The sequence below is a fragment of the Burkholderia sp. MSMB0856 genome, assembly GCF_001524645.2.
Classification (GTDB): Bacteria; Pseudomonadota; Gammaproteobacteria; order Burkholderiales; family Burkholderiaceae; genus Burkholderia; species Burkholderia diffusa.
Genome location: NZ_CP013427.1, coordinates 2,975,136 through 3,001,526 on the forward strand (window position 1 = coordinate 2,975,136; position 26,391 = coordinate 3,001,526).

A 26,391-nucleotide genomic window follows, 5' to 3' on the forward strand; every position below is an offset into this window, starting at 1 on the left:
GCGAACGACGAAACGAAGCGAACTGATGAAAAAGCGTCCGCGGCCACGGCCTGCCGTCGTGGCCCTCGATCATCGCCAGATGGATCTGCCGCTCTTCGACGGGCCGACGGCATCGCCGGCACCGTCGGCGCCCGCCGCACCGCCCTCGCCGCCTGAAGCGGCCACGGCCCCCGCGGTGCCCACGGCGCCGCTCGATCCGGGCCCCGCGCCCGATCGCTCCCGCGTCCGCACGTTCGCACTCGACAGCCGTGTGCTCGAATATCGGCTGAAGCGCTCCGCGCGCCGCACGATCGGCTTCACGATCGACGGCAGCGGGCTGTCGATCACCGCGCCGCGCTGGGTCACGCTCGCCGACATCGAAGCGGCCATCGCCGAGAAGCAGCGCTGGATCTTCGCGAAGCTCGCGGAGTGGAAAACCCGCACCGAGCAGCGTGCGCTACCGCAGATCGACTGGCGCGACGGCGCGCAACTCCCGTATCTCGGCAAGACGATCACGATCGCGCTCGGCGCCGGTGCGCTCGCCTTCGACGCCGATGCGCAGCGGCTGTCGCTGCCGCTGCCCGCGCAAGCCGACATGCAGCAGATCAAGGATCGCGTGCAGGGCTGGTTGCAGGGCGAAGCGAAGCGGATCTTCGGCGAACGCCTCGTCGTCTATGCGGAAATGCTCGGCGTCACGTATTCGATGTACGCGCTGTCGTCGGCCGCGACGCGCTGGGGCAGCTGCTCGAGCGACGGCAAGATCCGGCTGAACTGGCGGCTGATCCACTTCCCGATGTCGATCATCGACTACGTCGTCGCGCACGAGCTGTCGCACCTGCGCGAAATGAACCACAGCCCGGCCTTCTGGCAGACCGTCGAATCGATCTTCCCGGAATTCCGCGAAGCGCGGCACACGCTCAAGCATCACCCGCCCGAGTTGCTGCCGTCGCTGTAACGCGATCGGTCGCACCGAAAATGCGAACGGGCGATGCGGATTCCTCCGCATCGCCCGTTTTCTTTGCGCGCCACGCCCATCGTGCGTCGCGCGCCGCTCATCCCGCGCTCAGTGCGCCTTCTTCTGGATGAACTCGATCTTGTAGCCGTCCGGATCCTCGACGAAAGCGATCACGGTCGTGCCGTGCTTCATCGGACCTGCTTCGCGGGTCACCTTGCCGCCTTGCGCCTTGATCTTGTCGCAGGCCGCGTACGCGTCGTCGACTTCCACCGCCAGATGGCCGAAGCCGTTGCCGAGATCGTAGGACGGCGTATCCCAGTTATGGGTCAGCTCGATCACGGTGCCCGTGCTTTCCGCTTCATAGCCGACGAACGCGAGCGTGAACTTGCCTTCCGGATAATCCTCGCGACGCAGCAGCTTCATGCCGAGCAATTCGGTGTAGAACTTGATCGAGCGGTCGAGATCGCCGACTCGCAGCATCGTATGCAGCAAACGCATGTGTTGTACTCCTGTGGGGACTTTCCAGAAGCGGAAATTCTACCGGAGTCGGGTGAATCCCGCCGTCGACGCCCCGTCCGCCGGCGGCCGATACCGGCTTCCGGACGGCGAGCCCGATGCCCGTGCGGCGGCAGTCATCACCGCACCCGACGGCACCCCGCAAGTCCATCGATCGGGTAACATCCTCCCACCTCGCACCAAAAGCGGGCATGCCGTCCGCCGCTTGAACGCGACCACCACCTCAATCAGCCACACAGCCTGCCGTGCGAAACCGCCGAATCGAGCGCGCCGGACCCGACCTCCGTCCGCCGCTGCCCTTGTCCGTGCCCCCTTTCCGCCGCATCGGCGAGGTCCGTCGATGACCGCGCTCGCCGGCGCGCCCGCGCGCCGCGCGCTCGACACGCGCGCCATCGGTGTGATGCTGCTGCTGTGCGCGATCTGGGGCTTCCAGCAGGTCGCGATCAAGAGCACGAACGCGGCGATCCCGCCGATGTTCCAGGCCGGGCTGCGCTCGGTGATCGCCGCGCTCCTGCTGTGGGGCTGGGCTCGCTCGCGCGGCACGCCGCTGTTCCGCGCGGACGGCACGCTCGGCGCGGGCATCGCGGCGGGCGCGCTGTTCGCCGGCGAGTTCGTCTGCGTGTTCTTCGGGCTGACGCTGACGAGCGCGTCGCACATGGCGATCTTCCTGTACACGGCCCCGTGCTTCACGGCGCTCGGCCTGCACCTGTTCGCACCGGGCGAGCGGCTGCAGCGCGTCCAGTGGGCCGGCGTCGGCCTCGCGTTCGCCGGCATCGCGCTCGCGTTCGCGGACGGCTTCCTCAAGCCGCGCACGCCCGGCGCATCGGTATTGGCCGGGCTCGCCGGCGACGCGCTCGGCATCCTCGGCGGCGCGATGTGGGCCGCGACGACGGTCGTCGTGCGTTCGACGTCGCTCGCGCGGGCCAGCGCGAGCAAGACGCTGTTCTACCAGCTCGCGGTGTCGGCCGTCGTGCTGATCGCGCTCGCCGCGCTACTCGGCCAGACGTCATTCGCGCAGGTCACGCCGATCGCGCTCGCGAGCCTCGCATACCAGTCGGTGATCGTCGCGTTCGTCAGCTATCTGTCGTGGTTCTGGCTGCTGACGCGCTACAGCGCGTCGCGGCTGTCGGTGTTCACGTTCCTGTCGCCCTTGTTCGGCGTCGCGTTCGGCGTGCTGCTGCTCGGCGAATCGGTCGGTTGGCGCTTCATGTCCGCGGCCGCGCTGGTGCTGACCGGGATCGCGCTCGTCAACGCGCCGCCGCGAGGGCGCGCGTAACGCCGCCCGGCCGCGGTCCGACCTCGACGAGAACGGCGCGGAAAAACAAAAAAGGCTGCCCGCCAGGGCAGCCTCATGAATCTCGAGCCAGCGGGCACCACGCGCGTTGCCCGCGTGGTCCTGCTACTCCGCGGTCTTGCGCACCTTCGCCAACGCCTGCGCGACGCCGACATATTCGGCCACGCTCACGTCCTCCGCGCGTCGCGCGAGGTCGAAGCCGAGCCCGTCGAAATCGATCGTCTCGCGGTAGTCGCCGAGCGTGTTGCGCAGCATCTTCCGACGCTGCGAGAACGCTGCCGTGACCACTTCGCCCAGCAGCACGGGATCGACGTCCGGCAATTCATGCGGCTCGTACGGAATCATCCGGACGATCGCCGAATCGACCTTCGGCGGCGGCTGGAACGACTCGGGCGGCACGTCGAGCATCTTGTCCATCACGTAGCGGTACTGCAGCATCACCGACAGCCGCGAGAACGCCTTCGTGCCCGGCTCCGCGACCATCCGTTCGACGACCTCGTTCTGCAGCATGAAATGCTGGTCGATGACCACACCGGCGAACGTCATCAGGTGAAACAGCAGCGGGCTGGAAATGTTGTACGGCAGGTTGCCGACGATCCGCAGCGACGGCTTGTCGCCGGGCGCCGCGAGCGAGCCGAAGTCGAACGCGAGCGCGTCGCCCGCGTGCAGCTCCAGCAGTGCGCCGAAGCGCTGCTTCAGGCGCCCGATCAGGTCGCGGTCGAGCTCGACCGCGTGCAGCGGCGACTCGGGCGTCGCGAGACGCGCGATCAGCGGCTCGGTCAGCGCACCGAGGCCGGGGCCGATCTCGACCATTCGCTGGCCGCGCGCGGGGCCGATCGTCGCGACGATCGAGTCGATCACGCCGTGATCGACGAGGAAGTTCTGCCCGAAGCGCTTGCGCGCGAAGTGGCCTTGGTGCTGTCTGCTGTTCGACATCGACTGAGAAAAACGAAAAATACGACGAATGAAGTCAGGACTGGGGCCGTGCGCGTCAGGCCGCGCGGCGATGGCGCGCCATCGTGACGGCCGTGTCGAGCGCGGCGACCATGCTGCCCGGATCCGCACGGCCCGTGCCGGCCAGATCCAGCGCGGTGCCGTGATCGACCGACGTGCGGATGATCGGCAGCCCGAGCGTGACGTTGATGCCCTCACCGAAGGTCGCATACTTCAGCACGGGCAAGCCCTGATCGTGGAACATCGCGAGCACGCAATCGGCATCCTCGAGATAGCGCGGCTGGAACAGCGTATCGGCCGGATACGGGCCGCGCGCGTCGATGCCCTGCGCTTGCGCGCGCGCGAGCGCCGGCGAGATCACGTCGATCTCCTCGCGCCCGAGATAGCCGTTCTCGCCCGCGTGCGGGTTCAGCCCCGTCACGAGGATGCGCGGCGCGGCGAGGCCGAAGTCACGCCGCAGGTCGCGATCGACGATCGCCAGCGTCTCGACGAGCCCGTCGATCGTCAGCGCGGCCGACACGTCCTTCAGCGGCAGGTGCGTGGTCGCGAGCGCGACGCGCAGCGGCCGCTCGCCGGTGCCCGCCAGCATCATCACGACGCGCGGCGTGTGCGTGCGTTCCGCAAGGTATTCGGTATGGCCGGTAAACGGTACGCCGGCATCGTTGATCGTGCTCTTCTGCAGCGGCGCGGTGACGATCGCGTCGAACCGGCCTGCCATCGCACCGTCGATCGCGGCATCGAGCAGCGCGAGCACGTAGCGGCCATTGGCCGCATCGAGCTTGCCGGCCCGTGCGGGCACGGCGAGCGGATGGTGCTCGACCGACACCGGCCCACCGCCGGCGAGCACTGCACGATCGGCACCGACGGCCGCCGCGCGCGCGTCGAGCAGCGCGGCGTCGCCGAGCACGGTGAAATGCGCGCCCGGCCAGCGCTGCGCGGCATCCTGCAACGCCTGCACGGTCAGCTCCGGGCCGACACCCGCGGGTTCGCCGGTCGTGATCGCGATCTGCAGCGCGGATGCCGTCATGCGAAGCTCGCTCAGTTCGCCGGGCCGACGCCGCCGATCTTGTACTGCACGTACGACGAATCGCGCAGCTCGCGCAGCCAGTCGGCGTACGCCTGCTCGGCCTTGCGCTGGCCGATCGCCTGGCGCGCGATATCCATCTGCTGCTGCACCGAGCCTTCCGCTTCGCGGCGCTCCATCACCTGGATCAGGTGGTAGCCGTACTCGGTACGAATCGGCTGGCTGATCTGTCCGTCCTGCAGATTGTTCATCGCGCGCTCGAATTCCGGCACGGTCTCGCCCGGGCTGATCCAGCCGAGATCGCCGCCCTGCGACGCCGAACCGTCCTGCGAGTAGGTGCGCGCGAACTTCGCGAAATCGCCGCCCGCTTCGACCTGGCGGCGGATGTCCTGCAGCTGCTGGCGCGCCTGGCCTTCCGACTTGCCTTCGCCGACGCGCAACAGGATGTGGCGCACGTGCGTCTGGACGATCTTCGGTGCCGCGGCGGTCGCGCCCTGGCTCTGGCGGCGGTCGACGAGACGCACGATCTCGAAGCCATCCGGCACGCGGATCAGCGTCGGGTTGACCTGGCCCGGGCGCAGCTTCGATGCGGCGTCGACGACGTCGGCCGGCAGCGCGCCCGGCGCCTTGAAGCCGAGATCGCCGCCCTTCTTCGCGTCGTTCGCTTCCGAATTGTTCTTCGCGAGCTTCTCGAAATCGGCGCCCGACGTGGCCTGCTGCAGCAGCGCTTCAGCCTTCTTCTGCGCGGCTTCGATGTCGGCCTGCGGCGCGTTGGTCGGTGCCTTGATGAAGATGTGCTGGAAGCGCAGGTCCTGCTGCTGCGATGCGTTCGGCCCACGCTGGCTCGCGATGTAGTTCGCGACCTCGGCATCCGACACGGTGATCTTGCCGTCGACCTCGCGCTCGCGCAGCTTCGACAGCATCAGCTCGGTGCGGGCGTCGCTCGTGAACACGCTCCAGGGCACGCCTTGCGCCACGATCCGCGCGCGGTACTGCTCGAGCGTCATCCCGTTCGCCTGCGCGAGGCGCTGCAGCGTTGACTGCACGGTCGCGTCGTCGATGCGGATCCCGTCGTCCTTGGCCTTCTGCACCTGGATGCGTTCGAGCACCATCTGGTTCAGCACCTGCGCGCGCAGCTGGTCGGCCGGCGGCACGGGTGCGTTCTGCTGCTGCAGCCGGCGCGAGATCAGGCCGACGCGCTGGTCGAGTTCGCGGCCCGTGATCACGTCGTTGTTGACGACCGCGACGACTTCGTCGGCGAGCTGCGCGCCTTGCGAACCAAGCGCCTGCGCCGCGGCCGGCGCGGCGGCGAGCAGCGCGGCGGACGCGGCGAGGCTGGACACGACTGCCGCGAAACGAAGGGTTTTCTTCATTGCCACTGATACTCCATTGAAATCGTGCTGACCGGTGCAGACAAGCCGGCGTTACTCGTAATTGCTGAAGCGGGACATCGGCGGCGGCGCGGACGGCAGCGGCGTGTAGCCCGGCACCCCGGCGCGGAATGCGGCCACGAGACCGTTGTCGACGCTCGACAGCCCCTTCAACGTCAGCTGCATCATGACTCGCGTCGACGAATTCTGTTGCCCCGACGTGTTCACGCCGTTCGCGTACCGCTGGACACCGACTCCGAGCGCCCAGCAATCCGCGTCGTATTGTAAGCCGAGCAGACCGTCGACGACCCGGTCGGCGGCCAGGTCGTAGTTGAAGCGGCCGATCGCATACAGGCGGCGCGTGAGCGGCCATTGCGCGGACACCAGGAACTGGTTGATCGGCTGGTTGTCGAGCGTCGTGTTCGCACGCGTATAGCGGTAGCCGACGTTGATCACGCGGCGCTCGCCCGGGCTGAAACCGAAACCGACGCTCGACTTCACGAGCTGGTTGTTGTTCTGGTTGTACTGGAACGCCGTCTCCGACATGAAGCCGGAGCCGAGTTTCAGCGCGGCGCCGACGATCAGGTCCGAGTGGCGCGCCAGCACGGCGCTCTGCCCGGAATTCAGCGTGACGCGCTGGTCGGCGAAATAGTACTGCTGCGCGACCACGAAGCGCGCGCGTTCGTCGCCTGTGCGCGGATCGATGAAGCGCGACGTCAGGCCGGCCGTGATCCGGTTTGCGTCCGCGATCCGGTCGTTGCCGACGAACGTGTTCGGCTGGTAGATCTCCGCGAGGCCGAAGTCCGATTCCGCGGTGTCGAACAGCGGCGCGTTCGACTGGTCGCGATACGGCGTGTACACGTAGTACAGACGCGGCTCGAGGGTCTGGATGAAGTCCTGGCCGAACAGGCGCACCGAGCGGTCGAAGATCAGGCCCGTGTCGAAGCTCACGGTCGGAATCGACTCGGTGAAGTGCTTCGGGTTGTTCGGCGTGCGCGACGACAAGTGGTTCAGGTCGTACGACGCAAAGTGATACTGGACCTTCGGCACGACGAAGTAGCCGGGGCCATACACGCCGTATGCGATGTACGGGTTGAAGACGATGCGGTCGCCTTCGGTCGCGTCGGCGGTCGTGATGCGGAACCGCGAATAGTCGGCTTCCGCGCCGAAGTCGAAGCCGCCGACGTTGTACTTCGTGTACTTCACGTTCAACTGTGGTTCGCGGCTGTACGGCGCGATCGACGGCGGCAGCGTCTGCCAGTGCTGGTAGCGCGCAAGCACCGACCACGGGCCGTTGTTGTACGTGAGCCCGGCTTCCTGCTGGTACAGCGTCTGCGTCCCGTTGACGAACTGGTTCATCGACCCAAGGTCTTCGGGATACGTGTTGTCCGAGACCTTGTTGTAGTAGACGTAACCGCCGAAACCGCCGCCGAAGTTCTGCTGGTGCTGCCAGTAGATCGCATAGCGGTCGCGGTGCGCGAGCCGGTCGTCGGGCAGGTAATTGGCCGTAAACGTGCCCGAATACGACGGCGACAGATAGCGGAACGTCGCTTCGGTCTGCACGCCGCGCCGCGAGATGATGCGCGGCGTGATCGTCAGGTCGCGGTTCGGCGCGATGTTGAAGTAGTACGGCAGCGTCAGCTCGAACCCGTTGTTCGAGTTCATCGAGAACGTCGGCGGCAAGAGGCCGCTGCGCCGCTCGCCCGACAGCGGGAACGTCATCCACGGGCTCGCGAAGATCGGCACGCCCTGGAAGAACAGCACGCCGTTGCGCGCTGTGCCTTCATCGGCGCCCGTGTCGAAGTCGAAACGGCTGCCCTTGATGTACCACGCGGGGTTCGTCGAGCACTGGCACGCGGTGTAGGTGCCGTTGACGAACACCGAGCGCTCGCTGTCGAGCAGGTCGACGCGCTCCGCGCTGCCGGACCCGCCCGTCACGTTGAAGTGGTACTTCGGCGCCGTCATGAAGCCCTGGTTCGCCTCGACCTTCAGATGCGCCTCAGGGCCCGCGAACGACGTGCCGCCGTTGACTACCTTGACCTGGCCGTACGCATCGGCCATGTCGGTATCCTGATCGTAGTGGATCGCGTCGGCCTTCACGACCGCGTCGCCGCGGCGCAGCTCGGCCGAGCCCTTCGCGGCGAGGTCCTGATCGGCCGTGCCGCTCGTATGGTCGGCAATCACGAAGGTGGCCGGCTTCGCGCCGTCCTTCAGCGGATGATCCTCGAGCTGCGGGGCGAGACGCAGGTCCCACGGCGAGTCGAGCGGCTGCGGCTGCGCGGCCGCGCCCGACAGCTGCGCGTACGACACGGCCGGCACGAGGCCGGGCACGGCCAGTAGCGCGAGCGCGAGCCGCCGTTTGCGCGGCGCCCCGTCACCGGGGAAGACATTCGGGAATAGCGGTTTGGGCGGCATCTATCGTTTGGCGAATCGCCCCTTGTCAACCGCACCTGCACGGCACATTCGCGCGCGGCGGGCCGCGCCGTCGCACCGCGACTGCGGCTGAGCGCAAACCGGGGAGGCGATCGGGCGGACGGCGCGACAGGCGGCGAGCCTGCACGGCGGAAGCTGACGCGGGGCGCGTCAAAAAAGTCGTGGGGTATTATATGGCAAGACGTTCCCCCCTCCGCCGAGTTTCATGACACCCCCATCCGCCGCATCCCAGCCCGACGCCCGCCTCGACGCACTGACCGCGTGGCTGCGCCCGCTCGCCGAGCGCTTCGCCCTCGACCTGTCGACCCTCGCACCCGCGTCGTCGGACGCCAGTTTCCGCCGCTATTTCCGGGTCGCGTCGGCCACGCGCCCCGGCGGCTCGCTGGTCGCGGTCGACGCGCCGCCGCCCGAGAAGTGTCGCGAATTCGTTCAGGTCGCGCAGTTGCTCGCCGCGGCCGGCGACCACGTGCCGGACGTGCTGGCCCACGATTTCGACGCGGGCTTCATGCTCGTGACCGACCTCGGCCGCACGTCGTACATCTCGGTGCTCGATCCGGCCGACCCGGTCGCGGCGCGCCCGTTGATGCGCGACGCGCTCGACGCGCTGATCCGCTTCCAGCTGAGCTCGAAGCCCGACGTGCTGCCGCCGTTCGACGAGGCATTCCTGCGCCGCGAGATGGAGCTGCTGCCCGAGTGGTTCGTCGGCCGGCACCTCGGCAAGCCCGTCACCGACGCGATGCGCGGCACGCTCGACCGCACCTTCGCACTGCTGGTCGCGAGCGCCCATGCGCAGCCGCAGGGCTTCATGCTGCGCGATTTCATGCCGCGCAACCTGATGGTCTGCGAACCGAACCCGGGTGTGCTCGACTTCCAGGACGCCGTGTACGGGCCGCTGACGTACGACGTCGTGTCGCTGTTGCGCGACGCGTTCATCAGCTGGGACGAGGAGTTCGAGCTCGACTGCTTCGCGTATTACTGGGAAAAGGCCAAGAAGGCCGGCCTGCCGGTCGATCCGGACTTCGGCGAGTTCTACCGCCAGCTCGAGTGGATGGGGCTGCAGCGCCACATCAAGATCCTCGGCCTGTTCGCGCGGATCAACTACCGCGACGGCAAGCCGCATTACCTGAACGATCTGCCGCGCTTCCTCGCGTACGCGCGCAAGGTTGCGCTGCGCTACCGCCCGCTCGTGCCGTTCGCGAAGCTGCTCGACGAGCTCGAGGGCAAGGGCGCGGCCGACGTCGGCTATACGTTCTGAACGCCCTCACATTCAGCCGAACATGAGCACTACCCTGACCACGGCGATGATTTTCGCCGCCGGGCGCGGCGAGCGGATGCGCCCGCTGACCGACACCCGCCCGAAGCCGCTGCTCGAAGTCGGCGGCAAGCCGCTGATCGTCTGGCAGATCGAGGCGCTCGCGCGCGCGGGCATCGAAACGATCGTGATCAACCATGCGTGGCTCGGCGAACAGCTCGAGACAACGCTCGGCGACGGCTCGCGCTGGGGTGTGCGACTCGCGTATTCGGCTGAAGGCGACGCGCTGGAAACCGCCGGTGGCATCGCGCAGGCGCTGCCGCTGCTCGAGCACGACGGCCGGCCGACGGTGTTCGCGGCGGTCGCGGGCGACGTGTACTGCGCATTCGACTACCGGACGCTTGCCGCCCGCGCCGCGCGGATGGCCGCGCTCGACGCGCCCGCGATGCATCTCGTGATGGTGCCGAACCCGCCGTTCCACCCGGACGGCGATTTCGTGCTTTGCGACGACGGCCGGCTGGCGCTCGCCGGCGCCCCGCGCGTCACGTTCGGCAGCATCGGCGTGTACGACACGCGGATGTTCCGCGACATCGTGCCCGGCACGCACCGGCCGTTGACGCCGTATTTCAAGGCGACCATCGAGGCCGGCCGCGCGAGCGGTGAATTGTATGAAGGTACCTGGGAGAACGTCGGCACGCCCGCGCAGCTGGGCGAACTGGATGCGCGGCTGCGTGCCGCCGCAGGCTGAGCGTTTCGCGGCTGGCCATCGAGCCACAGGGCGCGGCGGCCAAGGGCCCGCAAGGCCGATGACGGCCCGGCCGATCGCCGGCAGGCCGCTCCTGAATCAAAGGCCGAGCACGCTGCGCCGGAGCGCCCGGCCGTGACGGCGCAAAGCCGCCCGATGCCGAACGGCCGGCGAACCGACCGTTCCCGCGCCGCCCGGCGCGGCATCCACGCTCACGCGGCCTCGGCCGCTTCCCCGCCCGCCGCCGCGCGCTGCTGCTGCAGCGCCCACATCTGCGCATACAGCCCGTCCGCGCGCACGAGTTCGTCATGCGTGCCGCGCTCGACGATCCGCCCGTGGTCCATCACGAGAATCTGCTGCGCATGCACGACCGTCGATAGCCGGTGCGCGATCACGAGCGTCGTGCGGTGCCGCGCAATCTGGTCGAGTTCGTGCTGGATCGCGCGCTCCGAGCGCGAATCGAGCGCCGAGGTCGCCTCGTCGAACAGCAGCACCGGCGGATCCTTCAACAGCGTGCGCGCAATCGCGACGCGCTGCTTCTCGCCGCCCGACAGCTTCAGCCCGCGCTCGCCGACCGGCGTGTCATAGCCCTTCGGCAAGCTCTCGATGAAGTCGTGGATGTGCGCGGCGCGCGCGGCCGCGATCACTTCGTCGCGGCTCGCGGTCGGCCGGCCGTACGCGATGTTGTAGTAGATCGAGTCGTTGAACAGCACGGTGTCCTGCGGCACGATCCCGATCGATGCACGCAGCGAGTCCTGCGTGACGTCGCGAATGTCCTGGCCGTCGATCCGGATCGCACCGCCCGCCTGCCGGTCGAGATCGTAGAAGCGGAACAGCAGCCGCGACAGCGTCGACTTGCCTGACCCGCTGTGCCCGACCACCGCGGTCGTCGTGCCCGCGTCGATCGTAAACGTCACGTCGTGCAGGATCTGCCGCGACGCTTCGTACGCGAAGTTCACGTGCTCGAAGCGGACCTGCGCGCCGGCCACCGCGAGCGGTCGCGCGTCGGGCGCGTCCGCGACTTCCTTCGCGGCCGACAGCAGTCCGAACATGCGGTCCATGTCGGTGAGGCTCTGCTTCAGTTCGCGATACACGACGCCGAGAAAATTCAGCGGGATGTACAGCTGCAGCATGAACGTGTTGATCAGCACGAGATCGCCGAGCGTCAGCTTGCCGGCCAGCACGCCCTGCGTCGCGCGCCACAGGATGAATACGAGCCCGGTGCCGATGATCGCCTGCTGGCCGAAGTTCAGCACCGACAGCGAATTCTGCGAGCGGATCGCGGCCTTGCGGTATCGCTTCAGGTTTTCGTCGTAGCGCTGCGCCTCCCACTCCTCGTTGCCGAAGTACTTCACCGTCTCGTAGTTGATCAGCGAATCGATCGCCCGCGAGTTCGCGCGCGAATCGAGTTCGTTCATCGTGCGGCGAAAGTGCGTGCGCCAGTTGGTGACCTTCACGGTAAACACGATGTACGTGACCAGCGCCGCGAACGTCACGTATGCGTAGTACGCCTCGTACTTGACCACGAAGAAGCCGAGCACGAGCCCGACCTCGACGAGCGTCGGCAGGATGCTGTACAGCGAATAGGAAATCAGTTGCTGGATGCCGCGCGTGCCGCGTTCGATGTCGCGCGACATGCCGCCTGTCTGGCGCTCGAGATGGAAGCGCAGCGACAGCCCGTGCAGATGCCGAAACACCTGCAGCGCGAGCTGGCGCACCGCGCTCTCGGTGACCTTCGAGAACAGGATCTCGCGCAGCTCGGTGAAGAGCGACGTCGACAGCCGCACGAGCGCATAGGCGATGACCAGCAAGCCGACGCCGCCCGCCAGCACGATGCCGGCCGACTGCTCCGCGCGGCCGAGCGCGGTGAGTTGCTGCACCGCCGACAGATGATCGACGATGCGCTTCATCACGACCGGCACGCCGAGGTTCGCGACCTTCGCGCCGATCAGGCAGCCGAGCGCGAGCGCGACGCGCCATTTGTAGGTGGCCAGGTACGGCAGCAGCGACCGGATGGTCTGCCAGTCGTTGCGAGGCCCGGTCTGAGCCGGCGCGGGCTCGCCGGAAGCGGAATATCGGCGCATGGGGGAAGGATCGGCGGCGGCGCGGCACGCGTTGCGATGGCGGCCGGCTCGCCCGCTTTCTCGTACAATTTGCGAACGTTGTATTGTCGCAGAAGCCGCTACGCGCCGCTGCCGGCGGCCTCGCCGGCTGGCCTGCGCGCGGCGGCGCATTTATTACAGGATGAAAGCCCCCGCCATGACCGATTCGACCCTCGAACTTCCGCAAAAGCAGCCCGCGCTGCGCGTCGTCCCGCAACCGCACGACGCGAACGTCCACGGCGACGTGTTCGGCGGCTGGATCATGTCGCAGGTCGACATCGCCGGCTCGATCCCCGCGAGCCAGCGCGCGAACGGCCGCGTCGCGACGGTCGCGGTCAATTCGTTCGTGTTCAAGCAGCCGGTGTTCGTCGGCGATTTGCTGAGCTTCTACGCCACCATCATGCGCACCGGCAACACGTCGGTGACGGTCGACGTCGAGGTGTACGCGCAGCGCATGCGCCTGATGGGCGAAATCGTGAAGGTCACCGAAGCAACGCTCACCTACGTCGCGACCGGCCCCGACCGCAAGCCGCGGCCACTGCCGCCGCTCTGATCGGCGCGCGCCGCGCTGCGGCGCCGCACGCGGCCCGTCAGTGCGTGGCCGTCAGCCCGAACTCCCGCATCGCGGGCAGGAAGTCGTGATTGAGCTTCTGCTTGCGCGACAGCTTCATCAGCACGTAGCGCTGGAACGGCGCGAGCCGCTGCCACTGCGCGAGCGCGGGCGCCGGCAGCCCGGCCAGCGCGCTCTGCTGCACGAGCGCGTCCGGCACCGAATCGGTCGCTCGCCAGCTCGGCTGCTCGTCGGGCTGGAACCACGATGGTTCGAGGTCGGCGTGCGTGCGCAGCATTTCGAACAGCGCGTGATCGAAATTGGGCTCGATCGCGGTGTCGTCGTCGGCCGGGAAGCGTGCGAGCAGCTTGCGGTCCTCGAGCGGCAGCAGCTGCCATTGCTCCAGTGAAATCCGCAGACCGAATCGGTCGAGATTGAAACGCACGATCATCGGGATGTACGTCAGGTTTTCCGACGAATCGTGTTCGAAATTGAATAGCAGCGGAGCGTCGCTGAGTCCCATGGTCGTTACCTGAGTGGCGGATGCCGGCGCGGCCGGCCTGCCTGAGGTATTTTAGAACCTCTGCGCGCGAGCGGCGGACACGATCGTCGCCGCCCTGCCTCGAATCAACGGGAGTGCTCGTGAAACCGACTGAAACAGAAGAACCGCGCGGCGCGATCGAGCTGTCCGTGCGCCGCACGCGCGGCGGCGCCGTCGAAACCGCGCACGATTACGTCGGCCAGGAATGGCCGGTCGCGCTGGTCTTCAACGGCATCTCGCACGCGGTGATGATGTGCACGCCGCGCGACCTCGAGGCGTTCGCGGTCGGCTTCGCGATCTCGGAAGGGATCGTCGAACGCGGCAGCGACATCAAGGACATCGAGGTGATCCTCCACGCCGATGCATCGCTGCCGCACGCGGAGGTGCATCTGGAGGTCGTCCAGCAGGCTTTCGCCGCGCTGAAGGACCGTCGCCGCGCGCTCGCGGGGCGTACCGGCTGCGGCGTGTGCGGGATCGAGAGCATCGACCTGCTCGACCTCGCGCCCGAACGGGTGCCCGACACCGGCTTTCTCGCGCGCCTCGCGCCCGACGCGCTCGCGCGCGCGGCCCACGCGCTGCCAGTGCACCAGGCGCTCACGCAACTCACCGGCGGCCTGCACGCGGCCGCGTGGTGCGACGCAACAGGCGCGATCCGGATGGCGTTCGAGGATGTCGGCCGCCACAACGCGCTCGACAAGCTGATCGGCTCGCTCGTGCTGTCGCGCGCCGACGCGACCGACGGCTTCGTGTTCCTGTCGAGCCGCGCGAGCTACGAGCTCGTGCGCAAGTCGGCGCGGGTCGGAATCCCGATGGTCGCGACGATCTCCGCGCCGTCGTCGCTCGCGATCGAGATCGCGAAGGCGGCCGGCCTGCGGCTGGTCTGCTTCTGCCGCGAAACCGGCCACGTCGATTACGGCACGGCCTGATGCCGGCCGCCCGGCCGCTGCGTCAGTCGAACTGACGGAAATCCGGCTTGCGCTTCTCGAAGAATGCGGTCATCGCCTCGCGGGCTTCCGGCGCGCGCAGCATCGCGGAGAAGTGGCCGGCTTCCTCGTTCATCCGCGCGGCAACGGCCACCCCGCCCGTCTCCTTCAGCAACGCCTTCGTCACGCGCAGCGACGACGCCGGCAGCGCCGCGAGCTTCGCGGCCTGCTTCGCCGCGAATGCGTCGAGCTCGGCGGCCGGCAGCACGCGGTTGACGATGCCGATGCGGTGCGCTTCCAGCGCGTCGAACGCTTCGCCGAGCAGCAGCTTTTCAGCGGCGACCTGATGGCCGGCCAGGCGCGGCAGCAGCACGCTCGATGCGGCTTCCGGGCACAGCCCGAGCTGCGCGAACGGCAGCGAGAATGCCGCTGTGTCGGCCGCGTAGACGAGATCGCAGTGCAGCAGCATCGTCACGCCGACACCGACCGCAATGCCCGGCACCGCGGCGACGATCGGCTTGGTCGCGCCGCTGATCCGCGCGAGAAACTGGAATACCGACGCGTTCTCGTCCTTCGGCGGCGCCTTCAGGAAATCCTCGAGATCGTTCCCCGCGCTGAAGTTGCCGTCGCTGCCGCGCAGCAGAATCACGCGGATCGCCTTGTCTTCCTGCGCGTCGGCGAGCGCATCGGCCATCGTCTGGTACATCGCCGCCGTCAGCGCGTTCTTCTTCGCCGGGCGCGCGATCGTGATCGTCATCACGCCGTCGGCGCGTTCCACTTGAATTTCGGCCACAACCGTCTCCTTTGACTTTCCTCTTCCGGAATGAAAAACGGTGCGCAAGCTCGTGGCCCGCGCACCGTGATCGCTACTGTCCCGCTCCGCTTACAGGCGTTCGATGATGCCCGCCGCACCCATGCCGGTGCCGACGCACATCGTGACCATCCCGTACTTCAGGTTGCGGCGGCGCAGGCCATGCACGACGGTCGCCGCGCGGATTGCGCCGGTCGCGCCGAGCGGGTGGCCGAGCGCGATCGCGCCGCCGACCGGGTTGACCTTCGACGGGTCGAGGCCGAGATCGCGGATCACCGCCAGCGACTGCGCGGCGAATGCCTCGTTCAGCTCGATCCAGTCGAGATCGTCCTGCTTCAGGCCCGCGGCCTTCAGCGCGGCCGGGATCGCTTCCTTCGGACCGATGCCCATGATTTCCGGCGGCACGCCACGCACCGCGAAGCTCACGAAGCGCGCGAGCGGCGTCAGGTTGAATTCCTTGAGCACCTTCTCCGACACGACCAGCAGCGCGCCCGCGCCGTCCGACGTCTGCGAGCTGTTGCCGGCCGTGACCGAGCCCTTGTTCGCGAACACCGTGCGCAGCTTCGCGAGGCCTTCGAGCGACGTGTCCGCGCGCGGACCTTCGTCGAGCGCGATCTCGCGCGTCTTCACGTCGACTTCGCCCGTCGCGAGGTTCGGGAAACGCTCGGTGATCGTGTATGCGGAGATTTCGTCACCGAACTCGCCGGCCTGCTGCGCGGCGAGCGCCTTGCGGTGCGACTCGACCGAGAATGCGTCCTGGTCTTCGCGGCTCACCTTCCACTGCTCGGCGACGCGCTCGGCCGTCAGGCCCATCCCGTATGCAATGCCGAAATCCTCGCTGCGATCGAAGATGTGCGGCGACATCGACGGCTTGTTGCCCATCATCGGCACCATGCTCATCGATTCGCAGCCGCCCGCGAGCAGCGCGTCCGATTCGCCGACGCGGATGCGGTCCGCCGCCATCGCCAGCGCCGTGATGCCCGACGCGCAGAAGCGGTTGACCGTCACGCCGCCGACCGTCTGCGGCAGGCCCGCGAGCAGCGCGCCCATGCGGGCGACGTTCAGGCCCTGCTCGGCTTCCGGAATCGCGCAGCCGATGATCGCGTCCTCGATCACTTTGGTATCGAGGCCGGGCACCTGCGCGACCGCCGACCTGATCGCGTGAACCAGCAGCTCGTCGGGGCGCGTGTTCTTGAAGACACCGCGCGGAGCCTTGCCGATCGGGGTGCGGCTGGCGGCGACGATGTATGCGTCTTGCAGTTGTTTGCTCATTTGAAGCTCCTTATCCGCTCGCTCAGTTACGCACCGGCTTGCCGGTCTGCAACATGCCCATGATCCGTTCCTGCGTCTTCTGCGTGCCGAGCAGCTCGACGAACGCGTGGCGCTCGAGCGCGAGCAGCCACTGCTCGTCGACGAGGCTGCCGGCTTCGACGTCGCCGCCGCACACGGCTTCGGCGATGCGGCTCGCGATCAGGTAGTCGTGGTCGCTGATGAAGCGGCCGTCACGCATGTTGACGAGCGATGCCTTGATCGTCGCGATCGCCGAGCGGCCTGCGACCGGCACGTCCTTCGCGCGCAGCGGCGCACGGTAGCCGACGGCCGCCAGCGCGCGTGCTTCCTTCTTCGCGGTGTCGAGCAGCTCGAACACGTTGAAGATGATCGTGTCGGACGGCTTCAGGTAGCCCATCGCGCGTGCATCGTGCGCCGACGACGATACCTTCGCCATCGCCGCGTTCTCGAACGACTTCGTGACGAACTTCAGGATGTCGGTGGTCGCGTTCGCGGCCGTTGCCGCATCCGCCGCGCGCAGCGCCGCTTCCTTCAGGCCGCCGCCCGCCGGCACGAGGCCGACGCCGACTTCGACGAGACCGATGTAGCTCTCGACGTGCACGACACGCTTCGCGCTGTGCAGCATCAGCTCGCACCCGCCGCCGAGCGCGATGCCCGACACGGCCGCGACGACCGGCACGTTCGCGTACTTCACGCGCAGCATGCCTTCCTGGAACTTCTTCACGAACGGCTCGATGCCCTTCGCGCCGCCCATCATGAACGCGGGCATCGCCTCTTCGAGGTTCGCACCGGCCGAGAACGGGCCGCCCGGCGTGCCGAGCTTCAGCGACGTCGGCTGCCAGATCACCACGCCCTTGTAGTCCTTCTCCGCGAGTTCGATCGCCTGCACGAGGCCGTCGATCACGCTCGGTCCGATCGTGTTCATCTTCGACTTGAACGACACGATCACGACGTCGTCCTCGCCTGCGCGATCGTCGACCCATGCACGCACGGCGTCGGTTTCGAACAGCGTCTTGCCGTACGTCTTCGGATCGGCGCCGGCTTCGCCGACGAGCGGCGCGCGGAACACCTGCTTGCCGTAGACGGCCAGATCGGAGCGCGGCACGAAGCGCTTCGACGCCGGCGCCCACGAGCCTTCGGCCGTGTGCACGCCGCCCTTCTCCGCAACCGCGCCTTCGAGCACCCACGACGGCAGCGGCACGTTCGCGAGCGCCTTGCCGGCCGCGATGTCTTCCTGCACCCACTCGGCGACCTGCTTCCAGCCGGCAGCCTGCCAGCCTTCGAACGGGCCTTCGTTCCAGCCGAAGCCCCAGCGGATCGCGAGGTCGACGTCACGCGCGTTGTCGGCGATCGACTCGAGATGCACGCCGATGTAGTGGAATACGTCACGGAAGATCGACCACAGGAACTGCGCGTGCGGATGGTCCGTCTCGCGCAGCAGCTTCAGGCGTTCCGCCGGCGGACGCTTCAGGATGCGGCCGACGGTTTCATCCGCCTTCGCGCCCGAATCGACGTACGTGCCCGTCTTCGCGTCGAGCACCTTGATCGCCTTGCCTTCCTTCTTGTAGAAGCCGCCGCCCGTCTTCTGGCCGAGCGCGCCCTGCTTCACCAGTTCGGCGAGCACGGCGGGCGTCTGGTAGACCGGGAAGAACGGATCGTCGGCGAGGTTGTCCTGCATCGTCTTGATCACGTGCGCCATCGTGTCGAGGCCGACCACGTCCGCGGTGCGGAACGTCGCCGACTTCGCGCGGCCGAGGCGGCTGCCCGTCAGGTCGTCGACTTCGTCGAAGCGCAGGCCGAACTTCGCGGCCTCGGTGATCACCGCGAGGATCGAGAAGATGCCGACGCGGTTCGCGATGAAGTTCGGCGTGTCCTTCGCGCGCACGACGCCCTTGCCGACGATGCTCGTCAGGAAGGTCTCGAGCTGGTCGAGGATCTCCGGACGCGTGTGCGCGGTCGGGATCAGCTCAACGAGGTGCATGTAGCGCGGCGGGTTGAAGAAGTGCACGCCGCAGAAGCGCGACTTCAGCTCGTCCGAGAAACCTTCGGACAGCTTCGTGATCGACAGGCCCGACGTGTTGGTCGCGAAGATCGCGTTCGGTGCGATGTGCGGCGCGACCTTCTTGTACAGGTCGTGCTTCCAGTCCATCCGCTCGGCGATCGCCTCGATCACGACGTCGCACTCGGCGAGCTTCGCGATGTCGTCTTCGTAGTTCGCGGCTTCGAGGTATTTCGCGTCGTCCTTCACGCCGAACGGCGCGGGCGACAGCTTCTTCAGATTCTCGATCGCCTTCAGCGCGATCGCGTTTTTCGGGCCTTCCTTGGCCGGCAGGTCGAACAGCAGCACCGGCACGCGCGCGTTGACGAGGTGCGCGGCGATCTGCGCGCCCATCACGCCGGCGCCCAGCACGGCGACCTTGCGAATCAGGAAATTGCTCACGGGATGTCTCCGGATAATGTCGTGCAGCGCGGGTTGTGAGGGCTGCACGGCGAAGTGAGTACCAGGAACCGTTGCGTTCGGGCGGCGCGCGGCGCGCACCGCCCGGACTCGCGTCAGAACAGCGATTCGTCGACTTCCATCAGCGTCTTCGAGCCGGCGCGCGCGGCGCGGATCGTCGCCGCCGTCTCGGGCAGCAGGCGTGCGAAATAGAAGCGTGCGGTCGCGAGCTTCGACTTGTAGAACGGATCGCCCGACGCTTCCTTGTCGAGGGCGAGACGCGCCATGCGCGCCCAGAAGTACGAGAACACGAGGTGGCCGACGGTGCGCAGGTACGGCACGGCGGCGGCGCCGACTTCGTCCGGGTTCTGCATCGCCTTCATGCCGATTTCCATCGTCAGCTTCTGCACCTTGTCGCCGATGTCGGCGAGCGGGTTGATGAACTCGGCCATCTCCGGCTTCACGCCTTCGGCTTCCGCGAATTCGGTGACGAGCTTGCCGAACTTCTTCAGCTTCGCGCCCATGTCGCCGAGCACCTTGCGGCCCAGCAGGTCGAGCGACTGGATCGAGTTCGTGCCTTCGTAGATCATGTTGATCCGCGCGTCGCGCACGTACTGCTCCATGCCCCACTCGGAGATGAAGCCGTGGCCGCCGTAGATCTGCATTGCGTGGTTGGTCGACTCGAACGCGTTGTCGGTCAGGAACGCCTTGATGATCGGCGTGAGCAGCGCGACGAGGTCGGCCGCTTCCTTGCGCACCGCTTCGTCACCGTGCGACAGCTCCTTGTCGATCTGCAGCGCGGACCAGTACGTGAATGCGCGCGCGCCTTCCGCGTAGGCCTTCTGCGTGAGCAGCATGCGGCGCACGTCCGGGTGCACGATGATCGGGTCGGCCGGCTTGTCCGGTGCCTTCGGGCCCGTCAGCGAGCGCATCTGCAGGCGCTCCTTCGCGTACGTCAGCGAGTTCTGGTACGCGACTTCCGTGAGGCCCAGGCCCTGCATGCCGACGCCCAGGCGCGCGGCGTTCATCATCACGAACATCGCGTTAAGGCCCTTGTTCGGCTCGCCGACCATCCAGCCCTTCGCGTTGTCGAGGTTCATCACGCACGTCGAGTTGCCGTGGATGCCCATCTTGTGTTCGATCGAGCCGCACTTGATGCCGTTGCGCTCGCCCGGCTCGCCCGCGGCGTCCGGAACGAACTTCGGCACGATGAACAGCGAGATCCCCTTCGTGCCTTGGGGCGCGTCCGGCAGGCGCGCGAGCACGAGGTGGACGATGTTCTTCGACATGTCGTGCTCGCCGCTCGAGATGAAGATCTTCGTGCCGCTGATCGAGTACGAGCCGTCGCCGTTCGGTTCGGCCTTGGTGCGCAGGATGCCGAGGTCGGTGCCGCAGTGCGGCTCGGTCAGGCACATCGTGCCCGTCCATTCGCCCGACACGAGCTTCGGCAGATACTGCTTCTGGAGTTCCGGCGCGCCGTGCGCGTGCAGGCATTCGTAGGCGCCGTGCGACAGGCCCGGATACATCGTCCATGCCTGGTTCGCCGAATTAAGCATTTCGTAGAGCGCGTTGTTCACGAACGCGGGCAGGCCCTGGCCGCCGTAGTCCGGATCGCAGCCGAGCGCCGGCCAGCCTGCCTCGACGTACTGCCGATACGCTTCCTTGAAGCCGGTCGGGGTCTTCACGACGCCGTCGCCTTCATACGTGCAGCCTTCACGGTCGCCGACCTGGTTCAGCGGGAACAGTACCTCGGAGCAAAACTTGCCCGCCTCCTCGAGGACCTGGTTGATCGTGTCGGCGTCGAGGTCCGCGTGCCGCGGCATTTGCTTGACCTCGGCTTCGACGTTCAGAAGCTCGTGCAACACGAATTGCATGTCGCGCAGCGGCGCGGCGTACTGTCCCATGACTCTCTCCAAAGGTGGGCAAAACGGCTCGAGCTCCTGGCGGGCGGATCACGCGCCGCTAACGGCTCTCGCTCTGATACGAAACGATCGTCTTTTCCAGCGCGGCCCACGTGAGGCGCACGGCATCCGGCGAATGCAGGAATCGTGCGTCGTGATGCAGGCCGAGCGTGAAGCTGTACAACTCGAAGAGCATCAGGTCCGGATCCGTATCCGCACGCAGATGGCCTTCTTCCTTCGCCTGCGAAATGGCACGCAGCATCGCAGCACGCCAGGCCGTCACGCTCGCGATCAACTGCTCGCGCACGGGGCTGTCAGGCCGGTCGTCGTACTCGACGGCGCCGCTGATGTAGATGCATCCGGTCGTCACCTCCTGGATGCGCTTCTCCGTCCAGCGGGCCAGCATCGCCCGAAGGCGCGGCAAGCCTCGCGGCTCGCGCAGGCTCGGAAAGAACACCTCGTTTTCGAAACGATGGTGATACTCGCGGACGACCTCGACCTGCAGGTCTTCGCGCGATCCGAAGTGCGCGAACACACCACTCTTGCTCATCTGCATGCGCTCGGCCAGCAGGCCGATCGTCAGCCCCTCCAGCCCGTCACGGCTGGCGAGGTCCAAAGCAGCTTCGAGTATCGCGGCACGCGTCTGTTCGCCTTTTCGCATAGCTATTTCTGTAACCGTTCGGGGGGGTTCGAATAAAATCGAACGGCCGTACTATTATTGAGTGCGGCCGCTCGCGAAACAAGGAAATTATTAGAAACCGGTGTCTAACCGAGCCGCTATTTTGCGCGATTCCGGCGGGACCGGAGCGGCTTTTCCGCACGAACGTGCGGACAGATTTTTGAAGCGGATGCTTAGTCCGTGTCAGTCGTAACCACCGACCGTCAGCGCCTTCATCACGATGCGGTACGTGTTGTATGCGAGCCAGTTCAGCATGCGCTCGATGCGCGGCCGCGCGGCATACCGGGCAGCGTCGATTTCACGGCCTTCGGTGAAGGCGGCCGCGATTGCGTCGCGCAGTTCGTTGGTGACCGCATCGTAGCGCACCAGCACGACATTCGCCTCATTGTTCAGCATCAGGCTCAGCGCATCGAGGTTCGACGAGCCGACGGTCGCCCAGTTGTCGTCGATCACCGCAACCTTGCCGTGCAGGATCGTCTTGTCGTATTCCGCCACGCGCACGCCCGCGCGCAGCAGCGCGTGATACAGGAACGGCACGGCCGTATCGAGCGCCGTGAACTCGTTGCGGCCGATCAGGATCCGCACGTCGACGCCGCGGCGCGCGGCGCCCGTCAGCGCGCGGCGCAGCTTGCGGCCCGGCATGAAATACGGATTCGCGAGCAGGATCCGCTGGCGCGCCTGGCCGATCGCGGCGAGATACGCCTTCTCGATCGCGCGGCGGTTCACGACGTTGTCGCGCGCGACGAACGCGACGCTCGGCTCCGTCACGACCCGCAGCGCACCGGCCTTGATCCACCGGTGGCTGCGCATCCAGCGCCGGAACATATCCGGGAACGCCTCGCCGCCGTGCAGCCCGGCCGCGTACTGCGCGTACGGCTTGTGGCCGAACTGGATGCGGTGCCACTGCAGTTCGAACGCGGCGCGCACGTCCGACACCGCCGGCCCGGCCATCTCGACCGCGAAATCCCAGCGCGGGAACGGCAGCGTCGCGCTGCCCTGCGCGTAGTCGTCGACGATGTTGATGCCGCCGCAGAACGCGACCGCATGATCGATCACCGCGAGCTTGCGGTGCGTGCGCGAGAAGCCGAAGCGGCCGAACAGGTAGCGGTTGTAGATGCAGTGCTCGACACCGGCCTCGGCCCACGTATCGAACAGCGGCAGGCGCGCGGTGCCGACGCCGTCGGTGATCACGCGCACGCGCACGCCGCGCTGCGCCGCGCGAATCAGCGCATCCGACACCGGGCGGCCGGCCGCGTCGTCGCAGAAGATGTAGGTTTCGAGCATTACCTGCTCGCGCGCCGCATTGATCCGTTCGATCAGCGCGTGGAAGAATTCGCTGCCGGTCTCGCAGAGCCGCACCGTGTTGCCGGCCGTGAACGCGAGCCGCGACGCGGAGCCGCGCTCCTGCAGGAACATTTGCCGCAATTGCGCGAAGCGCTTGCGGGTTTCCGCATTCATGCGGACGAGCCGTGCGGCGCCCGCGCGAGCGACACGCGCACGGGCAATTGCAGGATCGCCTCGGCGTTCGACGGCGAGAAGCAGCGCGCGGCCGCTTCGCGGTACGGCAACCACGCGTGGTCGACATGCTCGCGCGGCGACAACGTCACGTCGACGCGGCGCGGCACGCACAGGCCGAACCAGTGCTCGACGTTGCGCGTGACGCCCGGCGCATAGCGATGCAGGTATTGCGGATAGATGCTGTATTCGATCCGGTGGTGCCAGTCGATCAGCGCGGTGGCCGGCACGTCGTGCGACCCGACCGAGATGCCGGTTTCCTCGGCGACTTCGCGCGCGGCCGTGAGCGCGAGCGGCTCGTCGAGCGCGTCCTTCGATCCGGTCACCGATTGCCAGAAATCGGGCTGGTCGGCACGCTTGATCACCAGCACGTCGAGTTCGGGCGTATAGATCACGACGAGAACGGATTCGGGGATTTTCGGCGGCTTCGTCATCTTTGTTTCATGCGGCAGAGGGCCGGGCGCCGGGCCTGTGCCGGAACGTGCGGCAAGTGCTGCGACTGTACCGCAAAAAACGAAAAAGGCGCACCACGGCGCCTTTTTCGCTGGATGTCGTGCACGCGTTGCCGCGCACACGACCTGTGGCACGCGTTACGCCTTCGGCTGTTCCGGCTGACGCAGACGGATGTGCAGCTCGCGCAGTTGACGCTCGTCGACCGGGCTCGGCGCCTGCGTGAGCAGATCCTGCGCACGCTGCGTCTTCGGGAACGCGATCACGTCGCGGATCGAGTCGGCGCCGGCCATCATCGTGACGATGCGGTCGAGGCCGAATGCGATACCGCCATGCGGCGGCGCGCCATACTGCAGCGCGTCCAGCAGGAAGCCGAACTTCAGTTGCGCTTCTTCCGCGCCGATCTTCAGCGCGCGGAACACCTTGCTCTGCACTTCCTCACGGTGGATACGCACCGAGCCGCCGCCGATTTCCCAGCCGTTCAGCACCATGTCGTACGCCTTCGCGAGGCAGCGGCCCGGATCGGTCTCGAGGTACTCGAGGTGCTCGTCCTTCGGGCTGGTGAACGGGTGGTGCGCGGCGACGTAGCGCGCATCTTCGTCGTCGTATTCGAACATCGGGAAGTCGACGACCCACAGCGGCTTCCAGCCGGCCTGGACGAGGCCGTTCGCCTTGCCGAATTCCGAATGACCGATCTTCAGGCGCAGTGCGCCGAGGCTGTCGTTGACGACCTTCGCGCGGTCGGCCGCGAAGAAGATGATGTCGCCGTCTTCAGCGCCGGTGCGCTCGAGGATCGCTGCGATCGACGCGTCGTGCAGGTTCTTGACGATCGGGCTTTGCAGGCCGTCGCGGCCCTTCGCCTTCTCGTTGACCTTGATCCATGCGAGGCCCTTCGCGCCGTAGATGCGCACGAATTCCGTGTAACCGTCGATGTCGCCGCGCGACAGCTCGCCACCCTTCGGCACGCGCAGCGCCGCGACACGGCCGTCCTTCGCGTTGGCCGGCGTGCTGAACACCTTGAAGTCGACGTCCTTCATCGCGTCGGTCAGCTCGGTGAATTCGAGCTGCACGCGCAGGTCCGGCTTGTCCGAACCGAAACGCGCCATCGCTTCCGAGTAAGGCATCACCGGGAATTTCGCGTCGAGTTCGACGTCGATCGTCGTCTTGAAGATGTGACGGATCATGTCTTCGAACAGGTCGCGGATTTCCTGCTCGCCGAGGAACGACGTCTCGCAGTCGATCTGCGTGAATTCCGGCTGACGATCGGCACGGAGGTCCTCGTCGCGGAAGCACTTGGTGATCTGGTAGTAACGGTCGAAGTTCGCGACCATCAGCAGCTGCTTGAACAGCTGCGGCGACTGCGGCAGTGCGAAGAACTGGCCCGCGTTCACACGCGACGGCACGAGGTAGTCGCGCGCGCCTTCCGGCGTGCTCTTCGTCAGCATCGGCGTTTCGATGTCGATGAAGCCCTGCTCGTCGAGGTACTTGCGTGCTTCGATCGCGACGCGGTAGCGCAGGCGCAGGTTGTGCTGCATCTGCGGACGGCGCAGGTCGAGCACGCGGTGCGTGAGGCGCGTCGTTTCCGACAGGTTGTCGTCGTCGAGCTGGAACGGCGGCGTGACCGACGCGTTCAGCACGTTCAGTTCGTGGCACAGCACTTCGATCTTGCCGCTCTTCAGGCCGGCGTTGACCGTGCCGTCCGGACGGTTGCGCACGAGGCCCTTGATCTGCACGCAGAACTCGTTGCGCACGCCTTCGGCGGTCGCGAACATTTCCGCGCGATCCGGGTCGCACACCACCTGCACGAGGCCTTCACGATCGCGCAGGTCGATGAAGATCACACCGCCGTGATCGCGGCGGCGCTGCACCCAGCCGCACAGCGACACGGTTTGGCCCAGCAGGTGTTCGGTCACGAGACCGCAGTATTCAGTACGCATCGACATGATGTTTGCTTTCGTTCGGTTTGATCAACGGGTGCCGCAACGCGCGGCCCGGGCGATGATTCTTTACTTACAGCGGCGGCTCGACGGGACGACGGGCGGGCGCCGGAGCCGGCGCCGAAGGCGCCACGACGCCCATCGAGACGATGTACTTGAGCGCGGCATCGACCGACATGTCGAGTTCGATGACTTCGCTCTTCGGCAGCATCAGGAAGAAGCCCGACGTCGGGTTCGGCGTCGTGGGCACGTACACGCTCACGTACTCTTCCGTCAGATGGTTGACCACGTCGCCGCCGGGCGTGCCCGTCAGAAACGCGATCGTATACGAGCCGCGCCGCGGGTATTCGATCAGCAGCGCCTTGCGGAACGCGTTGCCGCTGCTCGACAGCAGCGTGTCCGACACCTGCTTGACGCTCGTGTAGATCGGCCCGACGACCGGGATGTGACGCACGACCGCGTTCCACCACGTGACGAGCTTCTGGCCGATGAAGTTCTGCGTGGCCAGCCCGACGACGAAGATGAACGCGAGCGTCAGCACCGCGCCGATCCCCGGCAGGTGGAAGCCGAGCATCCGCTCCGGCTGCCACGATTCGGGCAGCAGCAGCAGCGTCTGGTCCATCGTGCCGATGATGAGGCCGAGCACCCACAGCGTGATCGCGAGCGGGACGAGAACCAGCAGGCCGGTCAGGAACACCGTTTTCAGGGTCGTCTTTTTCATCATCTGCCGTCA

At 67.1% G+C, this 26,391-nt stretch carries 22 protein-coding genes; 6 read left to right on the plus strand and 16 right to left on the minus strand.

Annotated features, from left to right (window positions below):
* Nucleotides 1-25 precede the first annotated feature (25 nt).
* Nucleotides 26-934, plus strand: a complete 909-nt coding sequence (locus WS87_RS15115; RefSeq protein ID WP_059820423.1) for a M48 family metallopeptidase — start codon at nt 26-28, stop codon at nt 932-934.
* A 108-nt stretch (nt 935-1,042) separates the two neighbouring features.
* Here the strand turns inward: WS87_RS15115 and gloA are convergent, their stop codons facing one another.
* Nucleotides 1,043-1,432 carry a lactoylglutathione lyase gene (gene gloA, locus WS87_RS15120; protein ID WP_011657880.1) on the minus strand — a complete coding sequence of 130 codons (390 nt, stop codon included), beginning with the start codon at nt 1,430-1,432 and terminating at the stop codon, nt 1,043-1,045.
* 358 nt (nt 1,433-1,790) lie between these two features.
* Here gloA and WS87_RS15125 point away from each other — a divergent pair, with 358 nt between their 5' ends.
* A complete protein-coding gene (locus WS87_RS15125; protein WP_059820381.1) occupies nt 1,791-2,726 on the plus strand; it encodes a DMT family transporter in 936 nt (311 codons plus the stop codon).
* 123 nt (nt 2,727-2,849) lie between these two features.
* On the opposite strand, the gene rsmA is transcribed toward WS87_RS15125, so the two are convergent.
* The 4 genes from rsmA to WS87_RS15145 are packed head-to-tail and all read right to left on the minus strand — an operon-like array spanning nt 2,850 to nt 8,507.
* Nucleotides 2,850-3,680 (minus strand): 16S rRNA (adenine(1518)-N(6)/adenine(1519)-N(6))-dimethyltransferase RsmA, encoded by an 831-nt coding sequence (rsmA, locus tag WS87_RS15130; protein ID WP_059528148.1) that lies wholly within the window; start codon nt 3,678-3,680, stop codon nt 2,850-2,852.
* Nucleotides 3,681-3,735: 55 nt separating this feature from the next.
* Nucleotides 3,736-4,725, minus strand: a complete 990-nt coding sequence (gene pdxA / locus WS87_RS15135; RefSeq protein ID WP_059701719.1) for a 4-hydroxythreonine-4-phosphate dehydrogenase PdxA — start codon at nt 4,723-4,725, stop codon at nt 3,736-3,738.
* Between the two features lie 11 nt (nt 4,726-4,736).
* A complete protein-coding gene (locus WS87_RS15140) occupies nt 4,737-6,095 on the minus strand; it encodes a peptidylprolyl isomerase (RefSeq protein ID WP_059528154.1) in 1,359 nt (452 codons plus the stop codon).
* Between the two features lie 51 nt (nt 6,096-6,146).
* Complete coding sequence (locus WS87_RS15145) at nt 6,147-8,507, minus strand: LPS-assembly protein LptD (protein WP_059820382.1); 2,361 nt, start codon at nt 8,505-8,507, stop codon at nt 6,147-6,149.
* A 223-nt stretch (nt 8,508-8,730) separates the two neighbouring features.
* Here WS87_RS15145 and WS87_RS15150 point away from each other — a divergent pair, with 223 nt between their 5' ends.
* Together WS87_RS15150 and murU are read left to right on the plus strand one after the other, a co-directional pair.
* Nucleotides 8,731-9,780 carry an aminoglycoside phosphotransferase family protein gene (locus tag WS87_RS15150; RefSeq protein WP_059820383.1) on the plus strand — a complete coding sequence of 350 codons (1,050 nt, stop codon included), beginning with the start codon at nt 8,731-8,733 and terminating at the stop codon, nt 9,778-9,780.
* 22 nt (nt 9,781-9,802) lie between these two features.
* Nucleotides 9,803-10,525, plus strand: a complete 723-nt coding sequence (murU, locus tag WS87_RS15155; protein WP_059820384.1) for an N-acetylmuramate alpha-1-phosphate uridylyltransferase MurU — start codon at nt 9,803-9,805, stop codon at nt 10,523-10,525.
* 209 nt (nt 10,526-10,734) lie between these two features.
* Here the strand turns inward: murU and WS87_RS15160 are convergent, their stop codons facing one another.
* Nucleotides 10,735-12,606: an ABCB family ABC transporter ATP-binding protein/permease gene (locus WS87_RS15160; RefSeq protein ID WP_059528167.1), complete on the minus strand. Its 1,872-nt coding sequence runs from the start codon at nt 12,604-12,606 to the stop codon at nt 10,735-10,737.
* A gap of 175 nt (nt 12,607-12,781) precedes the next feature.
* Here WS87_RS15160 and WS87_RS15170 point away from each other — a divergent pair, with 175 nt between their 5' ends.
* Nucleotides 12,782-13,177, plus strand: coding sequence for an acyl-CoA thioesterase (locus WS87_RS15170; RefSeq protein ID WP_059528170.1), 396 nt, complete (start codon nt 12,782-12,784; stop codon nt 13,175-13,177).
* A gap of 37 nt (nt 13,178-13,214) precedes the next feature.
* Here WS87_RS15170 and WS87_RS15175 read toward each other — a convergent pair whose 3' ends face one another.
* Nucleotides 13,215-13,697, minus strand: a complete 483-nt coding sequence (locus tag WS87_RS15175; protein WP_059820385.1) for a nitrate reductase associated protein — start codon at nt 13,695-13,697, stop codon at nt 13,215-13,217.
* Between the two features lie 119 nt (nt 13,698-13,816).
* On the opposite strand from WS87_RS15175, the gene fdhD reads away from it, so the two are divergent.
* Entirely contained in the window at nt 13,817-14,641 is an 825-nt protein-coding gene (gene fdhD / locus WS87_RS15180; RefSeq protein ID WP_059820424.1) for a formate dehydrogenase accessory sulfurtransferase FdhD, read from the plus strand.
* Between the two features lie 22 nt (nt 14,642-14,663).
* On the opposite strand, the gene WS87_RS15185 is transcribed toward fdhD, so the two are convergent.
* The 9 genes from WS87_RS15185 to WS87_RS15225 form a co-directional block, all read right to left on the minus strand.
* Nucleotides 14,664-15,431: an enoyl-CoA hydratase gene (locus WS87_RS15185; protein ID WP_059820386.1), complete on the minus strand. Its 768-nt coding sequence runs from the start codon at nt 15,429-15,431 to the stop codon at nt 14,664-14,666.
* A 90-nt stretch (nt 15,432-15,521) separates the two neighbouring features.
* Complete coding sequence (locus WS87_RS15190) at nt 15,522-16,721, minus strand: acetyl-CoA C-acyltransferase (protein WP_059820387.1); 1,200 nt, start codon at nt 16,719-16,721, stop codon at nt 15,522-15,524.
* 22 nt (nt 16,722-16,743) lie between these two features.
* Nucleotides 16,744-19,179 (minus strand): 3-hydroxyacyl-CoA dehydrogenase/enoyl-CoA hydratase family protein, encoded by a 2,436-nt coding sequence (locus WS87_RS15195; protein WP_059820388.1) that lies wholly within the window; start codon nt 19,177-19,179, stop codon nt 16,744-16,746.
* A gap of 113 nt (nt 19,180-19,292) precedes the next feature.
* Nucleotides 19,293-21,080, minus strand: coding sequence for an acyl-CoA dehydrogenase C-terminal domain-containing protein (locus WS87_RS15200; RefSeq protein ID WP_059690653.1), 1,788 nt, complete (start codon nt 21,078-21,080; stop codon nt 19,293-19,295).
* 58 nt (nt 21,081-21,138) lie between these two features.
* Nucleotides 21,139-21,738 (minus strand): TetR/AcrR family transcriptional regulator, encoded by a 600-nt coding sequence (locus WS87_RS15205; protein WP_006751498.1) that lies wholly within the window; start codon nt 21,736-21,738, stop codon nt 21,139-21,141.
* Nucleotides 21,739-21,939: 201 nt separating this feature from the next.
* Nucleotides 21,940-23,214 carry a cardiolipin synthase ClsB gene (clsB, locus tag WS87_RS15210; RefSeq protein WP_059820389.1) on the minus strand — a complete coding sequence of 425 codons (1,275 nt, stop codon included), beginning with the start codon at nt 23,212-23,214 and terminating at the stop codon, nt 21,940-21,942.
* A complete protein-coding gene (nudB, locus tag WS87_RS15215; RefSeq protein WP_059528191.1) occupies nt 23,211-23,705 on the minus strand; it encodes a dihydroneopterin triphosphate diphosphatase in 495 nt (164 codons plus the stop codon). The genes clsB and nudB overlap by 4 nt, the downstream gene beginning before the upstream one ends.
* A 156-nt stretch (nt 23,706-23,861) precedes the next feature.
* Nucleotides 23,862-25,664: an aspartate--tRNA ligase gene (aspS, locus tag WS87_RS15220; RefSeq protein ID WP_059820390.1), complete on the minus strand. Its 1,803-nt coding sequence runs from the start codon at nt 25,662-25,664 to the stop codon at nt 23,862-23,864.
* Nucleotides 25,665-25,731: 67 nt separating this feature from the next.
* The gene (locus tag WS87_RS15225) at nt 25,732-26,382 is read right to left on the minus strand and encodes a DUF502 domain-containing protein (RefSeq protein ID WP_006477842.1); all 651 of its coding nucleotides are present in this window, start codon (nt 26,380-26,382) and stop codon (nt 25,732-25,734) included.
* Between the last annotated feature and the right edge of the window lie 9 nt (nt 26,383-26,391).

Excerpts from the sequence above, each read along its gene's own strand:
- WS87_RS15115 (WP_059820423.1), top strand. The coding sequence starts at position 26 with ATGAAAAAGCGTCCGCGGCCACGGCCTGCCGTCGTGGCCCTCGATCAT.
- gloA (WP_011657880.1), bottom strand. The coding sequence starts at position 1,432 with ATGCGTTTGCTGCATACGATGCTGCGAGTCGGCGATCTCGACCGCTCG.
- WS87_RS15125 (WP_059820381.1), top strand. The coding sequence starts at position 1,791 with ATGACCGCGCTCGCCGGCGCGCCCGCGCGCCGCGCGCTCGACACGCGC.
- rsmA (WP_059528148.1), bottom strand. The coding sequence starts at position 3,680 with ATGTCGAACAGCAGACAGCACCAAGGCCACTTCGCGCGCAAGCGCTTC.
- pdxA (WP_059701719.1), bottom strand. The coding sequence starts at position 4,725 with ATGACGGCATCCGCGCTGCAGATCGCGATCACGACCGGCGAACCCGCG.
- WS87_RS15140 (WP_059528154.1), bottom strand. The coding sequence starts at position 6,095 with ATGAAGAAAACCCTTCGTTTCGCGGCAGTCGTGTCCAGCCTCGCCGCG.
- WS87_RS15145 (WP_059820382.1), bottom strand. The coding sequence starts at position 8,507 with ATGCCGCCCAAACCGCTATTCCCGAATGTCTTCCCCGGTGACGGGGCG.
- WS87_RS15150 (WP_059820383.1), top strand. The coding sequence starts at position 8,731 with ATGACACCCCCATCCGCCGCATCCCAGCCCGACGCCCGCCTCGACGCA.
- murU (WP_059820384.1), top strand. The coding sequence starts at position 9,803 with ATGAGCACTACCCTGACCACGGCGATGATTTTCGCCGCCGGGCGCGGC.
- WS87_RS15160 (WP_059528167.1), bottom strand. The coding sequence starts at position 12,606 with ATGCGCCGATATTCCGCTTCCGGCGAGCCCGCGCCGGCTCAGACCGGG.
- WS87_RS15170 (WP_059528170.1), top strand. The coding sequence starts at position 12,782 with ATGACCGATTCGACCCTCGAACTTCCGCAAAAGCAGCCCGCGCTGCGC.
- WS87_RS15175 (WP_059820385.1), bottom strand. The coding sequence starts at position 13,697 with ATGGGACTCAGCGACGCTCCGCTGCTATTCAATTTCGAACACGATTCG.
- WS87_RS15190 (WP_059820387.1), bottom strand. The coding sequence starts at position 16,721 with ATGAGCAAACAACTGCAAGACGCATACATCGTCGCCGCCAGCCGCACC.
- WS87_RS15200 (WP_059690653.1), bottom strand. The coding sequence starts at position 21,080 with ATGGGACAGTACGCCGCGCCGCTGCGCGACATGCAATTCGTGTTGCAC.
- WS87_RS15205 (WP_006751498.1), bottom strand. The coding sequence starts at position 21,738 with ATGCGAAAAGGCGAACAGACGCGTGCCGCGATACTCGAAGCTGCTTTG.
- clsB (WP_059820389.1), bottom strand. The coding sequence starts at position 23,214 with ATGAATGCGGAAACCCGCAAGCGCTTCGCGCAATTGCGGCAAATGTTC.
- nudB (WP_059528191.1), bottom strand. The coding sequence starts at position 23,705 with ATGACGAAGCCGCCGAAAATCCCCGAATCCGTTCTCGTCGTGATCTAT.
- aspS (WP_059820390.1), bottom strand. The coding sequence starts at position 25,664 with ATGTCGATGCGTACTGAATACTGCGGTCTCGTGACCGAACACCTGCTG.
- WS87_RS15225 (WP_006477842.1), bottom strand. The coding sequence starts at position 26,382 with ATGATGAAAAAGACGACCCTGAAAACGGTGTTCCTGACCGGCCTGCTG.